Source organism: Kordiimonas lipolytica (assembly GCF_001550065.1).
On sequence record NZ_LRUB01000028.1, the window covers coordinates 70,517 to 84,839 of the forward strand.

General features: G+C 54.8%; 15 protein-coding genes. All 15 read right to left on the reverse strand.

Translation table 11 applies throughout. The features are described 5' to 3' along the window. Positions 1-62 precede the first annotated feature (62 nt). The 15 genes from KORM41_RS14100 to nuoI all read right to left on the reverse strand — a co-directional run bounded on the left by KORM41_RS14100 (position 63) and on the right by nuoI (position 14,321). Positions 63-746 carry an ABC transporter ATP-binding protein gene (locus tag KORM41_RS14100; protein ID WP_068149346.1) on the reverse strand — a complete coding sequence of 228 codons (684 nt, stop codon included), beginning with the start codon at positions 744-746 and terminating at the stop codon, positions 63-65. Continuing rightward, positions 739-1,986, reverse strand: coding sequence for a lipoprotein-releasing ABC transporter permease subunit (locus KORM41_RS14105; protein WP_068149360.1), 1,248 nt, complete (start codon positions 1,984-1,986; stop codon positions 739-741). The genes KORM41_RS14100 and KORM41_RS14105 overlap by 8 nt, the downstream gene beginning before the upstream one ends. Before the next feature lie 26 nt (positions 1,987-2,012). After that, complete coding sequence (gene proS / locus KORM41_RS14110) at positions 2,013-3,323, reverse strand: proline--tRNA ligase (RefSeq protein ID WP_068149362.1); 1,311 nt, start codon at positions 3,321-3,323, stop codon at positions 2,013-2,015. 30 nt (positions 3,324-3,353) lie between these two features. Continuing rightward, complete coding sequence (locus KORM41_RS22045) at positions 3,354-3,536, reverse strand: hypothetical protein (protein ID WP_197421172.1); 183 nt, start codon at positions 3,534-3,536, stop codon at positions 3,354-3,356. A 225-nt stretch (positions 3,537-3,761) separates the two neighbouring features. Beyond that, entirely contained in the window at positions 3,762-4,016 is a 255-nt protein-coding gene (locus KORM41_RS14115) for a DUF1467 family protein (protein ID WP_082719948.1), read from the reverse strand. Positions 4,017-4,019: 3 nt separating this feature from the next. Further along, complete coding sequence (gene mce / locus KORM41_RS14120) at positions 4,020-4,424, reverse strand: methylmalonyl-CoA epimerase (RefSeq protein WP_068149370.1); 405 nt, start codon at positions 4,422-4,424, stop codon at positions 4,020-4,022. A gap of 10 nt (positions 4,425-4,434) precedes the next feature. Further along, a complete protein-coding gene (locus KORM41_RS14125; RefSeq protein ID WP_068149545.1) occupies positions 4,435-6,105 on the reverse strand; it encodes a ribonuclease J in 1,671 nt (556 codons plus the stop codon). Positions 6,106-6,115: 10 nt separating this feature from the next. Then, the gene (locus tag KORM41_RS14130; protein ID WP_068149374.1) at positions 6,116-6,904 is read right to left on the reverse strand and encodes a type III pantothenate kinase; all 789 of its coding nucleotides are present in this window, start codon (positions 6,902-6,904) and stop codon (positions 6,116-6,118) included. Between the two features lie 12 nt (positions 6,905-6,916). Beyond that, positions 6,917-7,666 (reverse strand): biotin--[acetyl-CoA-carboxylase] ligase, encoded by a 750-nt coding sequence (locus KORM41_RS14135; RefSeq protein ID WP_068149377.1) that lies wholly within the window; start codon positions 7,664-7,666, stop codon positions 6,917-6,919. Positions 7,667-7,701: 35 nt separating this feature from the next. Continuing rightward, positions 7,702-9,156 (reverse strand): NADH-quinone oxidoreductase subunit NuoN, encoded by a 1,455-nt coding sequence (nuoN, locus tag KORM41_RS14140; protein WP_068149382.1) that lies wholly within the window; start codon positions 9,154-9,156, stop codon positions 7,702-7,704. A gap of 13 nt (positions 9,157-9,169) precedes the next feature. Beyond that, the gene (locus KORM41_RS14145; RefSeq protein ID WP_068149385.1) at positions 9,170-10,699 is read right to left on the reverse strand and encodes an NADH-quinone oxidoreductase subunit M; all 1,530 of its coding nucleotides are present in this window, start codon (positions 10,697-10,699) and stop codon (positions 9,170-9,172) included. Between the two features lie 18 nt (positions 10,700-10,717). Then, positions 10,718-12,835, reverse strand: coding sequence for an NADH-quinone oxidoreductase subunit L (gene nuoL / locus KORM41_RS14150; protein WP_068149388.1), 2,118 nt, complete (start codon positions 12,833-12,835; stop codon positions 10,718-10,720). Between the two features lie 4 nt (positions 12,836-12,839). Beyond that, entirely contained in the window at positions 12,840-13,148 is a 309-nt protein-coding gene (gene nuoK, locus KORM41_RS14155) for an NADH-quinone oxidoreductase subunit NuoK (RefSeq protein WP_068149391.1), read from the reverse strand. A gap of 13 nt (positions 13,149-13,161) precedes the next feature. After that, positions 13,162-13,809, reverse strand: coding sequence for an NADH-quinone oxidoreductase subunit J (locus tag KORM41_RS14160; RefSeq protein WP_197421174.1), 648 nt, complete (start codon positions 13,807-13,809; stop codon positions 13,162-13,164). A gap of 23 nt (positions 13,810-13,832) precedes the next feature. Continuing rightward, on the reverse strand, positions 13,833-14,321 hold the full coding sequence (gene nuoI, locus KORM41_RS14165) for an NADH-quinone oxidoreductase subunit NuoI (RefSeq protein WP_068149395.1): 489 nt from the start codon (positions 14,319-14,321) through the stop codon (positions 13,833-13,835). Positions 14,322-14,323 lie beyond the last annotated feature (2 nt).

Below are 14,323 nucleotides of genomic sequence, written 5' to 3' on the forward strand. Positions count from 1 at the left end.
AATATTCCCAGGCAAGGTTAGCCTGTGTCTGATGCTAAGGCTAGCGCTGATGGCCAGCCTCCTCAAGATTCGTGAAGCACCCCTGCTGACAGATGAAGCTGCCGGTCCATTTGGGCCGCCAGCGACGCATCGTGCGTCGCAATCACTGCCGCCAATCCGCGATCCCGCACCATAGACACGAGAAGCTTGAACACGCGCGCTGCCGTTTCCTCATCCAAGTTGCCAGTGGGCTCATCCGCCAGAAGCAGCGACGGATTGGTCACGATGGCACGCGCTATTGCCACGCGCTGTTGCTCGCCACCCGACAGTTCAGACGGCGTGTGGTTCAAGCGCTCTGCAAGGCCGATTTCTTCCAGAACAGCTTTTGCCTGGGCCGTGGCATCCACGCTCGAAACCCCGGAAATGCGAAGCGCGAGTTCCACATTTTCAAGCGCCGTGAAATCCGGCAGCAAATGATGAAACTGATAGACAAAACCCAGTCGGTTGCGACGAATGTCGCTGCGTGCCTCATCCTTAAGGTCATGCACTTCCGCGCCTGCAATAGCAATTGTGCCTGAAGTTGGCCGGTCCAGGAGCCCCGCAACCTGCAGCAAGGTACTCTTACCAGACCCCGAAGCACCTATAAGGGCCACCAGTTCGCCTTGCTTTACTTCGAGATCAATGCCCTTAAGCACATGCAAGGCCTTGTGGCCCTGATGAAAGCTTTTGCAGATCCCCTGAAGCTTCAGTGCTGGTGCCTTACTCATAGCGAAGCACCTCCACGGGATCGAGCTTTGCGGCCCGGCGCGCCGGGAAATAGGCCGCCACCAGTGTCAATCCTGTCGCTATCACCACTGTTAGTCCAGCCTCCAAATAATCCACGACCGGATCCAGTGACGAGATATAGCGCGCCGCCGGGTCGAACACCTGGATATTGAAAATCCACTCAACGAATGCAAGCAGGCTGTCAAAGCCGCCAATAACCGCCACCGAAAGCAATATTCCAAGACCAATACCTGTCATACCGACCATCAGGCCTACAGTTATGAAAATACGGTTGATGGACTTTGCTGTAGCGCCCATCGTACGCAGGATCGCGATATCCGCTGCCTTGTCCTTCACAAGCATGAAAAGGCTGGAGGATATATTGAACACGGCCACAATGATGATAAAGGTCATTACCACGAACATTGTAACCCGTTCGGTCTGCAAGGCTCCAACCAAGCTCTGGTTCAAGGACCGCCAGGTCCGAACATAGCCACGAGAACCCACTTTTTCGGTCAGGACAGGCAATAATGCATCCACATCATCGGGCGATGTCAGCATCAATTCAATGTTGCTGACCGTGTCTCCCAACCGGAAGAAGCGCTGGGCTTCCTCAAGTGGCATGCCGATAAAGCTCTCGTCGAATTGATAAACGCCGATCTCGACAACCGCCGCCACTGGATAGGAGAGATGCCTCAGCGTTGACCCGAATGGCGTGGCCACCGAGCTGGGGCTGACGATCGTGACACTGTCTCCAGCCGTAACCCGCAGCCGGTTTGCCAGCTGCTTTCCAAGTACCAGACCGCCAATTTCAGGGGCATTTTCGATGCTGCCAGTAACGGTGTGTGCAATGTTCAGTTTTTCGGCGCTGAAATACTCATCCGGTAATCCGCGGACAATCGCGCCCCAGGCTTCACCTTCCTTGGTGACCATAACCTGGGACTCACTGAAAGGCATAATCTTAACGATGCCATCAACACCTTCAATATCCCGGATAACATCCTGATAATTCTGAAGTTTCCCGCCGTATCCTTGAATAAGAACATGACCGTGATAACCGAGGATTTTGTCCATGAGTTCAGCGCGAAAGCCGTTCATCACTGACATGACAACCAGTAGCAGCATCACCCCAAGAGCAATCGCTGTGACAGACAAAAGCGCCGTGACAGAGATGACCAGATCGCGCTTGCCACCCAAGATATAGCGGCGCGCTACCGACCATTCAAATCCTCGTGCTATCACCCGTCTCCCCCTTTTTTTCGGCTTTATTATGCCGTCAGCTTGGCGACGGCCTCTTCTGGCGTCAATTCCACGCGCTCACCGCTCTTGCGGTTCTTCAACTCCACCACACCATTCTTGAGGCCGCGCGGCCCAACTGCCAGTTGGTATGGTAGACCAACCAGGTCCATGTTCGCGAACTTGGCGCCCGCACCGCCATCTGTATCGTCATACAGAACATCAATACCCGCGGCTGTCAGGTCCTTGTAAAGCCTGTCACACGCCGCCGTGCAGTCGTCATCCTTGGTGCGCAGGTTCATCAAGCCTACTTTGAACGGGGCAACGGCCTCCGGCCATATGATGCCATTTTCGTCATGACACGCTTCAATGATGGCACCAACAAGGCGGGATACGCCAACACCGTATGACCCCATCTGCACAGGCACGGTTTCGCCATCCGGTCCCTGGACCGTTGCGTTCATCGGCTTGGAATATTTCTCGCCGAAGAAGAAGATGTGCCCTACTTCGATGCCGCGACCTGTCACCAGGCCACTGGCATCCACAGGGCAGTTTTCAGCATCGTGAATTTCGTCAGTAGCCGCATAGTGGCTGGTCCATTCGTCAACAATCGGCTGCAAGTCTGCGCCGTCAGTTACTTCGACCATCGGATCGAGCTTATCAAACGCCTTGTCGAAGAAGACTTCGCTTTCGCCAGTTTCTGCAAGCACAATAAACTCGTGGCTCAGGTCACCGCCAATCGGGCCGGTATCAGCACGCATGGGGATCGCCTTCAGGCCCAAACGTGCGAATGTGCGCAGGTAGGCCACGAACATAGCGTTATAGGACTTCTGGCCATCTTCCGGCGTCAGGTCAAAGCTGTAAGCATCCTTCATCAGGAATTCACGACCGCGCATCACGCCAAAGCGTGGACGGCGCTCGTCGCGGAATTTCCATTGGATGTGGTAGAGATTCTTCGGCAGATCGCGATAGGATTTGATTTCACGGCGGAAAATATCCGTGATCATTTCCTCGTTGGTCGGGCCATACAGCATCTTGCGACCATGGCGGTCTTCGATGCGCAGCATCTCGTCGCCGTAGTCGTCATAACGCCCACTTTCCACCCACAGGTCTGCCGCCTGGATAGTCGGCATCAGCACTTCCTGCGCGCCTGCCGCATCCTGTTCTTCACGAACGATCTGCTCAATCTTTTTGAGAACCTTAAGCCCCAGCGGCAGCCAGCTATAGATACCCGCAGCGCCTTGACGGATCATACCAGCACGCAGCATCAGTCGGTGCGACGCAATCTGCGCATCAGCAGGGGTTTCTTTAAGAGTGGGCAAAAAATAACGGCTTAAACGCATGGTGGCTTTTATCTCTTGTTTGAAACGAGGTTAATGGCGCTGCGGCAGCACCGAAAGTCTTTGTTTCTTTTGCCGTTCAGCCTGCGGAATAGCAATGGTTTCTTTCATTTTTTTGCGCCAGCAAGCGCCTTGAGGAAGTAATTTCTCACCACCTAAGGCAGTGTCTCGCCCCAATTGTTGCAGCCATGCAACATAGAGCAGAAAGAAACACAATATCTAGTAGCCACACACGCGTTCAATTGATGACAATCATCAAATGTTTCCATAGCTTCTCTCAGACGCAGAGCTGAACGGTTCACGCATTATGTGGTCCATGCTCAGGGAGGACTTTGCGCATATATATTAGAAACGGGCTCTAAAAAAATCGCTCGTTCATATATTAAAGAAAAGCAAGGCTTAGCGGCCTTGCTTTTTTATTGGCTGATTGATGGAGCGACGTCAGCGCACTTGATCTCGGAATGAAATCCATCCAGATGTGGCGACAAAATAGTAGCCTACTGTCAGAGCGGCTGCGATCAGAGATGTAACAATGATCTTCTTCTTGAGGTTGGGGTTGGCAGGTGCGCCCGGTTCAGTCCCTTCCGTAACGCCTTCTTCCGTCTCGTGCTGAGAGCGGACGCCCCATGGCAGCACTGCGAAAAACACCAGCCACCAGGCAACTACATATACCAGAATGATCGTTGGGATACCCATGCCTCAAACCTCCTCAAGTTCCACAAGTGTGCCGCAGAAGTCCTTGGGATGCAGAAACAGGACAGGTTTGCCGTGCGCACCTGTTTTGGGTTCGCCGTCCCCAAGAATTCTAGCACCTTCAGCAACCAGCTTGTCACGAGCAGCAATGATATCTTCGACTTCATAGCAAACATGGTGCATGCCACCGGCAGCGTTCTTTTCGAGAAACTTGGCAATCGGCGAGTCGCTTCCCAGCGGATGCAACAGCTCGATCTTCGTATTCGGCAGTTCCACAAACACGGTGGTCACACCGTGATCCGGCAGGTCTACAGCCTCCGATACCGTCGCCCCCAAAGTATTGCGATAAGTGCCCGCTGCTGCTGCAAGGTCCGGCACCACAATGGCCACATGGTTCAAACGACCAATCATGCTTCTCTCCCTAACTGAACTCTAACTCGTCCTGGCGGTTGATCAGAACTGCAACGCCGGGATTCTTACCAATTTCACGTCGGCAAAACCGCCGGATACCGATCCGCACCACCTCTTCCACGAACATATCGCTCTGGCGGTCTGCCCGCTTCATGCGCTCAATCGCGGTTTCAACGGCATCTACCATGCCGTCATAGAAACTTTCGTCATCCGCCCGCGGCAGACCAAGAGGCGCCATTAGCGGTTCGGCCGCTAACCCACCATCATCGGCGAACACAAGGCTGACGGATACAAATCCATTATGGGATGCGCGCCTGCGGTCTGCGATTGCGGCATCCTCGAAAGACACCACTTCAGTGCCATCCAGTACAAGGCGGCCAAAAGGCGCTTCGTCAACCAGCTTGACACCCTTTCTGCTTATCTCGATGACATCACCGTTCTTGGGCACAATCGTGTGCTTGACGCCCAGTTCGCGCGCCAGCTTGGCGTGACGCAGCAAATGCCGTGCCTCACCGTGGACTGGAATCGCAGTATGAGGCTTCGTCCATTCATACATCTTGGCAAGCTCAGCCCGCCCCGGGTGCCCGGACACGTGAACAAAGGCATCCTTTTCGGTAATCACATTGACGCCCTTGGTGGCCAACTGATTAAAAAGCTGGCCAAGAACCAACTCGTTGCCCGGAATGATCTTTGAGGAAAAGATTACATTGTCATCAGGACTAAGCTGCAAGTGCTTGTGATCATCGCGCGCGATGCGAGCAATAGCGGCGCGCGGTTCGCCCTGACATCCCGTGCATGCAATCAACACTTCGTCCTTGGGCAGATAATCTGCATCTTCTTCGTCCACGAGGGGTGGGAAGTCCTGAAGGTAACCAGTGGCCTTAGCGGCCTTGACCACACGCTCCATGGAGCGGCCCAGTAGCACCAAGCGTCGGCCGGTGGCTTTGGCCACTTCGCCGATGGTCTCCAGCCGCGCTACATTGGATGCAAATGTCGTGACAACAACCCTGTTCTTAAGCCCGGCCACAATTTGCTTGAGGCTTTCACGAACGGCTGCCTCAGATCCTGACTCGGTAGGATTGAAAACATTCGTGCTGTCTCCCACAAGGGCCAGTACCCCCTCTTCGCCCATAGCGGATAGCACGGGGCTTGGGCAGGCAGGGCCAATCAGCGGTCTGTCATCAAGCTTCCAATCGCCAGTATGAAATATCGTACCCACGGATGTTTTGATCGACAGGCCATGCCCTTCTGCGATGGAGTGCGCCAGTGGCACATACTGAACCTCGAATGGGTCAAGATTGATGGGGTCAAGGCCATCGACCACATAAAGCGGCACCTGGTCAAGAAGGCCAGCTTCGGCAAGCTTGCCTTTCACAAGTTCAGCGGTAAACGGTGTTGCATAAACGGGGCACTGGAACCTTTCCCATAGGTAAGGCACGGCGCCAATATGATCTTCATGCCCATGCGTCAGCACCAAGCCCACAAGATCATCCTGTTCGTCTTCGATAAACTCAGGGTCAGGGAACACAAGGTCAACGCCGGGCAGGAAATTGTCGGCGAAGCTCATGCCGCAATCCACCATCAACCATTTGCCTTTATGGCCATAAAGGTTCAGGTTCATGCCGATTTCGCCAGAGCCGCCTAGAGGCAGGAACAGCAGCCGTTCGTCGCTTTTGCGCATATATCCCATATCAGCCTGCGTCCGGTCTGTTGCGTTCGAAAATCAGGCGTAAGCCCTGCAGCGTCATCTCGCCTGCCACCTCATCAATAGCGTTGGTCCGGTTTGCAAACACAGGCGCAAGGCCGCCTGTGGCCAATACTTTCATATTGCCGCCATGTTCGGCCTTCAGGCGCGCGACCAATCCTTCAATCATGCTGACATAGCCCCAGAACACGCCGGATTGCATCGCCTCCTGCGTGGTCTTGCCGGTCACAGCCTTGCCTTCCTTGGGCGCTTCAACGGCGATACGCGGCAGTTTTGCTGCGGCCAGGTGAAGAGCACGAAGGCTTAGGTTGATGCCCGGGCAGATCACACCCCCCAGATAAGCGCCATCAGCCCCCACAATATCGAAGGTCGTTGCCGTTCCAAAATCCACCACAATCAAGGGGCCGCCGTAAAGCGCATGGCCAGCTACGGCATTCACCAAGCGGTCAGCCCCCACTTCGCGCGGATTAGTGACCTGGATATCGACGCCCAGGTCAACATTCTCATCCCCAACAACCAGCGGCTCGCAGCCAAAATATTTCTTGCAAAGCTGGGTCAACGGCCAAACAACCTGCGGCACGACGCTGGCAATAATCGCACCAGAAACGGTTTCCGGAGACCTGCCCGAAAGCGCCATCAGATTGGAAATCCAAACCATATATTCGTCAACGGTACGCTGATCTCCTGTCGATATCCGCCACTGTTCGACAATGTCGTGGCCGTCTATCAGCGCGAAAACCGTATTGGTGTTGCCTGCGTCAATGGTTAAAAGCATAAGGAAATTCCTCTATTCCACCCGCTCGACCGGAAAAACATCCCCTGCATATAGGCGTTTTTCACTGCCGTCGTCCAGTCTGGCAATCAATGCACCGTCATCAGATAGCCCGATCAGTGTCGCGGTGAAGGTCTCATCATGAGTCCTGAGCTCCCGCTTTTGCCCCAAACCCCAGGAATGCTCAGTCCATTCGCGCGCAACGGCTGCGAAATCGTTCACCTTCCAGGCATCGATGCGGGCACATAACTTTTCCGCGAGGAGTGAAATTGCTTCCTTCACCGCAACCTCGCGGCCCGTGGCATCCAGAAGCGATGTTGCCCCAAAGGCAGCGTCATCCGGGAAATGCACCAGATTCATCCCGATGCCGATAATGACATAGTCCAGAGCGCCGCCATGCTTGGCACTGCTTTCTATCAGCACGCCACTGGCTTTGCGCTCACCGATCAGGATGTCGTTTGGCCACTTGCACTGAACGAGGTCCGCCGGCGCGCCCAGACCGACAAATGTATCGCGAACCGCTAGCGCAACGATAAACGGCAGTGCCGCCATATCCTGGGGCTGAATGCTTGGCCGAAACAAAAGGGACGCATAGAGGTTCCCACTTTTTGAAGTCCAGGAACGCCCGCGTCGGCCGCGGCCGGCGGTTTGTTCTCCGGCTATTACCCACAGCGGGCCCTGCTCGCCGGCAGATGCAAGCTCAGCAGCACGCGCATTTGTGCTGTCGCACGCTTCATAGAAGAAGGCCCCGACGCCATTCGGCATCGAGGCCCCCCAATCTTGATAGTCGCTAAGTGCCACTAAAACAGCAGGGACTGGGCGGCCCAGCCCGCTGCAGTTACCAAAGGTGCAATCAGCACAAAATAGCTGACGGGCGAGTTGATCAGCGCGCTAACACCAATCACCAGGCTGATGCCGCTGCCCTGCCCGCCTTCGAACGCAGGCGCAGGGTCGTCAAAGAACATCACCTTGATGATGCGGATATAATAAAAAGCGCCAACAACACTGGTGAGCACACCAATGATGGCAAGCGGTACAAGGCCTGCCTCTACGGCTGCCAGGAACACATACCACTTGCCCCAGAAACCTGCCAGAAGCGGAATACCGGCCAGCGAGAACATGAAGATCGCAATACCAATCGCCAGCGGCAGATTGCTCTGGCTCAAGCCAGACAGATCAGAAATATCTTCCACCATGCCGTTGGAACGGCGCATGCACAGGATCGCCCCGAAGGTGCCCAGCGTCATGGTCAGGTAGATGGCGATATAGATCAGCAGTGCTTCAACACCCGCCTGGGTGCCAGCGGCCAGACCAACAAGTGCATATCCAACGTGACCAATGCTTGAGTAAGCCATCAGGCGTTTGATGTTGGTTTGAACAAGCGCAACGAAGGCACCCACCAGCATGGAAGCGATGGAGATGAAAACAATCACCTGCTGCCATTCCTGAACCATACCAGGGAACGCGCCAATCAGCACGCGAACAAGCAGTGCGAGCGCGGCAACTTTTGGTGCGGCGGCAAAGAAGGCAGTTACAGGCGTTGGCGACCCTTCATATACATCTGGCGTCCACATATGGAACGGCACTGCGGAAATCTTGAAGGCAAGGCCCGCCATCAGGAACACCATGCCGACAACCACGCCCATAGACGTGCTTTCCTGGCCCTTGAGGGTGGATGCGAGAAGGTCGAAGTCCACGGTGCCAGCAAAGCCATATACCAGCGATACGCCATAAAGCAGCATGCCAGATGACAACGCGCCCAGCACGAAATACTTCAGGCCAGCCTCGGTCGACCGCGTGCGGTCCCTGTTCATCGCCGCCAGCACATAAAGCGACAGGCTCTGAAGCTCTAGGCCAACATAAAGCGTCATCATGTTATTCGAGGAGATCATCACCATCATGCCAAGCGTGGCAAGAAGGATCAGGATCGGATACTCGAACTTGGCGATGTTGTGGCTCTTCATGAAGCCGCCAGACATCAGGATCGCGACGACTGAACCTGCCAACACCAATAGCTTGGTGAACACAGCGAAGCTGTCAGTCACAAACATACCGCCGAATGTCAGTTGGCGTTCACCACCAACCTGGGTCAGCATCACTGCTGCCGCAGCCACCAGAAGCAGGATGGCGAGGTTAGAGACCTGGCCATAGCTTTTGTCGCCCTGAAACACGCCAAGCATCAGCAGCACCATCGCGCCAATTGCCAGCAGAATTTCCGGCATCACGGGTACGAGGGTTGGAATTTCACCGGTCATCGGTTTGTACTCCTTAACGTGCTGCAGCAGCAGAGGTGGTCACACCTTCCGCATGCTCGGCTGCAGATGAAAAATCAGTTTGGATGAGGTGCTCGACAGACGCGTGGATCGGCTCCAGGAAGCTGTTCGGGTAAATACCCATCCAGAACACCACAATCAGAAGCGGCAGGAAGATCAATTTCTCCCGCAGCGTCAGGTCGGGCATAGCCTTCACATCGTCTTTGTCCAACTCACCGAATACAAGGCGGCGAACCAGGTAAAGCATATAGGCAGCGCCGAGCACAACGCCTGTGGCAGCGCCAAAGGCAACCCAGCTGTTGTACGCATATGCCCCGTTCAGCACCAGGAATTCGCCAATGAAGCCGCTTGTGCCAGGCAGGCCGACAGACGCCATCGAGAAGATCACAAAAATCGTGGCGTAAATCTTCATATTGACCGACAGGCCGCCATACCGGCTGATTTCGCGGGTATGCAGGCGGTCATAAATCACGCCCACACAAAGGAACAATGCACCAGACACAATACCGTGGCTCAGCATGGTGAAGATCGCGCCTTCAATGCCGTTGGCATTCAGGATGAAGATACCGATCGTCACAAAGCCCATATGAGCAACTGAAGAGTAAGCGATCAGCTTTTTGATGTCTTCCTGCACCAGTGCCACCAGCGATGTGTAGACGATGGCAACAATCGACAGGGCAAACACAAGCCATGCGAAATGCTCGCTTGCCTCAGGGAACATCGGGAGGCTGAACCGCAGGAAGCCGTATCCGCCCATCTTCAGAAGAACACCAGCCAGGATCACAGAACCACCGGTTGGTGCCTGTACGTGCGCGTCCGGCAGCCAGGTGTGAACCGGCCACATCGGCATTTTCACTGCGAAGGACGCGAAGAACGCAAGCCATAGCCAGTTCTGAACATCGGCTGCGAACTCGTGGTTCATCAGCATCGGAATGTCGGTCGTACCGGTTTCTACATACATGTAGAACACAGCCACCAGCATCAGAACGGAGCCCAGAAGCGTATAGAGGAAGAACTTGAACGCAGCATAAATCCGGTTCAAACCACCCCACACACCGATCAGCAGATACATCGGGATCAAGCCGCCTTCGAAGAAGACATAGAAGAGGAAGATGTCGAGTGCGGTAAACACACCGATCATCAGCGTCTCAAGCAGCAGGAAGGCAATCATATATTCCTTCACGCGCGTCTCAATGCTTTCCCAGCTAGACAGGATCACGATTGGCATCAGGAAGGCCGTCAGCACCACGAACAGCATGGAAATACCGTCCACGCCAACATAGTAGCTGATGTCCCCTACCCAGTTGTAACGCTCCTCGAACTGGAAGTCCGCGCTGGAGCTGTCGAAACCGACCCACAGGAAAATGCTGAGGATAAAGGTGGAGATTGTTGCCAAAAGCGCAACCTGACGGATGTTCCGTTTTTCGATCTCTTTGTCCTGATGCCGAATGATCAGAATAAGAGCGGACCCCAAGAGCGGGATCAGCATCATCAGGCTGAGCAGGTTATTCGAGAAAAATTCCATTTTACTTATCCCCTGCCCTTAGTGTGCGCCACTTTGGGCCATAAACCATGTCACCACGAGCGCCAGGCCAATGATCATGGCAAAGGCATAGTGGTAAACGTAACCAGTCTGAAGCTTGCGCGCCTTGGCTGCCACAAGGGCAACCGTGGCCGACACACCATTCGGGCCAAAGCCGTCAATGGTCTGCTCGTCACCGCGCTTCCAGAACACACGACCAAGCCAGAAGGCCGGGCGCACGAACAGGAAGTCGTAAAGCTCATCCCAGTACCATTTGTTCAGCAGGAAGGCATATAGCCCGCTCCACATCGTAGCTGTACGTTGTGGCAGGTCGTTCGTAACCTTCCCAGCCGCATAGAGATATGCGTAGAAGAAGATCGCGAATGCAAAGCCCGAGAAGTAGCCCACATAGGTCATGCCGGCAACATGGTGCAGGTCCGTGAACTTGGCTGCGATAAAGAGCGCAAGTGTCAGAACGGCAAGCCCGGCCGCTGGAAGCTTCGGAAGTGCAATCCGCGGGGCATAGAACATCATGGAGATGAAGAAGCCCAATACCATCACAACGAACGGCGCCAACGTCACGCCCATAGGCACGTTGTGTGCGGCATCGATCACGTCACCCATTTGGGTTACAAGCGAACCGTTCCAGAAGGCGACGCGTTCATGGCCCACGAAATACTCTTTGAAGACCGCACCAGCGAACACTGCGCCAAGTGCCAGGATCACAAGCGGAGCCTTGATAAAGATCGGGCCTTCATGCGCCGCATCAAAGTATTTCTGCTTCGCGCGGGTCTCGCCGAAGAATGTCAGCCACACCAGGCGCCAGCTATAGAAGCTGGTCATCAGCGCCGCAGCCACACCCATAACGAAGGCATACTGTGCAACCGAACTATCGGAGGCGAAGGCTGCTTCGATGATCAGGTCTTTTGAATAGTAACCTGACAGCAGCGGGAAGCCTGTAATCGCCAATGTACCAATCAGCATAACTGTGCCGGTCATCGGGATCTTCTTGAAGAGCCCACCCATGTTGCGCATGTCCTGCTCGTGATGCAGGGCATGGATCACGGAACCAGCGCCAAGGAACAACAGTGCCTTGAAGAAAGCGTGCGTGAACAGGTGGAAGATCGCACCGCCATAGGCCCCCATGCCCAGCGCGAAGAACATGTAGCCAAGCTGCGAACAGGTCGAATAAGCGATCACACGCTTGATATCATTCTGCACCAGGCCCACGCTTGCGGCGAAGAATGCGGTTGTCGCGCCAACAATGGCAACAACCTGCAGCGCATATTCGGAATATTCGAAGACCGGGCTGAAGCGTGCCACAAGGAACACGCCCGCTGTTACCATGGTCGCAGCGTGGATCAGCGCAGACACTGGCGTCGGGCCTTCCATTGCATCTGGCAGCCAGGTGTGGAGGCCAAGCTGGGCGGATTTACCCATGGCACCCACGAACAACAGCAGGCAAACAACTGTAATCGCGTGATAATCATGACCAAGGAAGCTCAGCGTCGCTTCCTGATAGTTACCAATCGAGCCGAAGATTACGTCAAACTGTACCGAACCGGTCAGCAGGAACACAGCATAGATGCCAAGGGCAAAGCCGAAGTCACCCACGCGGTTCACAACGAAGGCCTTGATGGCCGCCGCGTTCGCGCTTGGTTTCTTGAACCAGAAACCGATCAGCAGATAGGACGCCAGACCAACACCTTCCCAACCGAAGAACATCTGAACCAGGTTATCGGAGGTCACCAGCATCAACATCGCAAACGTGAAGAGCGACAGGTAGGCAAAGAAGCGTGGCTTGTCTGGGTCTTCTTCCATGTAGCCCATGGAATACCAGTGAACGAGCGCGGACACAGAGTTGACCACAACCAGCATCACCGCAGTCAGCGTATCAACCTTGAGCGCCCAAGCGAACTCGAGGTCACCGGACTTTACCCAGTCAAGAAGCGTCACGACGAATTTGTTACCCGCAAGCGCCACATCAACGAACACGAGCCACGAGAGGATCGCGCCGATGGTCACAAGCGAGGCCGTCAGGACCTGGCTGAAGCGGTCGCCAATCTGGCGTCCGAACATACCTGCGATCAGGAAACCGACCAGCGGCAGGAATACAATAAACTTAGCAGCTGTTTCCATTTTCCTACCCCTTCATCTGGTTGATGTCTTCAACCGCGATGGAACCACGGCCGCGGAAATAAACCACGAGGATCGCAAGACCGATCGCTGCTTCAGCAGCAGCAACCGTCAACACGAACATGGCGAACACCTGGCCTACCATGTCTTGCAGGTAGGTAGAGAAGGCCACGAGGTTGATGTTGACGGCCAGAAGCATCAGTTCGACCGACATAAGAATGATGATGACGTTCTTCCGGTTGAGGAAGATACCGATAACCCCAAATACGAAGAGGATCGCGGCAACCGTCAGATAATGTCCTAACCCAATAGTCATGGACTATCGTCCCCTAGCCTTTCTTCGTTGGCAGAGCGACGCCCTTGCCAACTTCTACATCTACGAGTTCATATGCTTCTTCCGGACGGCGCGCATTCTGCTTGGAAACATTCTGGCGACGAACACCAGGACGCGTGCGGTGAGTCAGTACAATCGCACCAATCATCGCAACCAAGAGAATAAGGCCAGACATCTGGAAGATGAAAATATAGTCGGTGTAAATCACGTTCCCGAGTGCTGCAGTGTTTTCAACCTGCTCGGCAACCGGCATCGGTGCCGCGGCATTCTTGCCAACGTCTTCACCAAAGTGCCAGGTGGCGCCCAGCGTGCCCAGCTCAACAAGAAGCACCAGGCCGACAACAACACCGATCGGCGCGTTCTGCATGATCCCCTGCCGCAGTTCGACAAAGTTGATATCGAGCATCATCACGACAAAGAGGAACAGCACCGCAACCGCGCCAACATAAACGATGACCAGAAGCATCGCGAGGAACTCTGCGCCCATGAGCACAAAGAGGCCAGCAGCGCTGAAGAAGGCCAGGATGAGCCACAGCACGGAATGCACCGGGTTTTTGGCCAGAATGACCAACAACCCCGATAGAATGGTAATACCAGCGAACAGCCAGAAGGCGGCGACTGGAAGCATTGAGCTAAAGTCCATGATTATCGTCCCCTGCCCTTCGTTTAACGATACTGCGCGTCAGCAGCGATGTTCGCCGCTATTTCGCGCTCCCAGCGCTCACCGTTGGCAAGCAGCTTGTTCTTGTCGTACATCAGTTCTTCACGTGTTTCGGTCGCGAACTCGAAGTTCGGCCCCTCAACAATCGCATCCACCGGGCACGCTTCCTGACAGAACCCGCAGTAGATGCATTTGGTCATGTCAATGTCGTAGCGTGTCGTGCGGCGGGAGCCATCTTCGCGTGGCTCAGCCTCAATCGTGATGGCCTGCGCCGGGCAAATGGCTTCGCAAAGTTTACAGGCGATGCAGCGCTCTTCCCCGTTGGGATAGCGGCGCAGCGCGTGCTCCCCACGGAAACGCGGGCTCAACGGGCCTTTTTCGTACGGATAGTTGATCGTTACCTTCGGCCGGAAGAAATATCTCACCGACAGAATAAGCGCCTGAACGAACTCCCAAAGGAGCCAGGTCTTGGCAGCTTGCTTAAATGTACTCATGC

Excerpts from the sequence above, each read along its gene's own strand:
- KORM41_RS14100 (WP_068149346.1), bottom strand. The coding sequence starts at position 746 with ATGAGTAAGGCACCAGCACTGAAGCTTCAGGGGATCTGCAAAAGCTTT.
- proS (WP_068149362.1), bottom strand. The coding sequence starts at position 3,323 with ATGCGTTTAAGCCGTTATTTTTTGCCCACTCTTAAAGAAACCCCTGCT.
- KORM41_RS14115 (WP_082719948.1), bottom strand. The coding sequence starts at position 4,016 with ATGGGTATCCCAACGATCATTCTGGTATATGTAGTTGCCTGGTGGCTG.
- mce (WP_068149370.1), bottom strand. The coding sequence starts at position 4,424 with ATGATTGGTCGTTTGAACCATGTGGCCATTGTGGTGCCGGACCTTGCA.
- KORM41_RS14125 (WP_068149545.1), bottom strand. The coding sequence starts at position 6,105 with ATGCGCAAAAGCGACGAACGGCTGCTGTTCCTGCCTCTAGGCGGCTCT.
- KORM41_RS14130 (WP_068149374.1), bottom strand. The coding sequence starts at position 6,904 with ATGCTTTTAACCATTGACGCAGGCAACACCAATACGGTTTTCGCGCTG.
- KORM41_RS14135 (WP_068149377.1), bottom strand. The coding sequence starts at position 7,666 with ATGCCGAATGGCGTCGGGGCCTTCTTCTATGAAGCGTGCGACAGCACA.
- nuoN (WP_068149382.1), bottom strand. The coding sequence starts at position 9,156 with ATGACCGGTGAAATTCCAACCCTCGTACCCGTGATGCCGGAAATTCTG.
- KORM41_RS14145 (WP_068149385.1), bottom strand. The coding sequence starts at position 10,699 with ATGGAATTTTTCTCGAATAACCTGCTCAGCCTGATGATGCTGATCCCG.
- nuoL (WP_068149388.1), bottom strand. The coding sequence starts at position 12,835 with ATGGAAACAGCTGCTAAGTTTATTGTATTCCTGCCGCTGGTCGGTTTC.
- nuoK (WP_068149391.1), bottom strand. The coding sequence starts at position 13,148 with ATGACTATTGGGTTAGGACATTATCTGACGGTTGCCGCGATCCTCTTC.
- KORM41_RS14160 (WP_197421174.1), bottom strand. The coding sequence starts at position 13,809 with ATGGACTTTAGCTCAATGCTTCCAGTCGCCGCCTTCTGGCTGTTCGCT.
- nuoI (WP_068149395.1), bottom strand. The coding sequence starts at position 14,321 with ATGAGTACATTTAAGCAAGCTGCCAAGACCTGGCTCCTTTGGGAGTTC.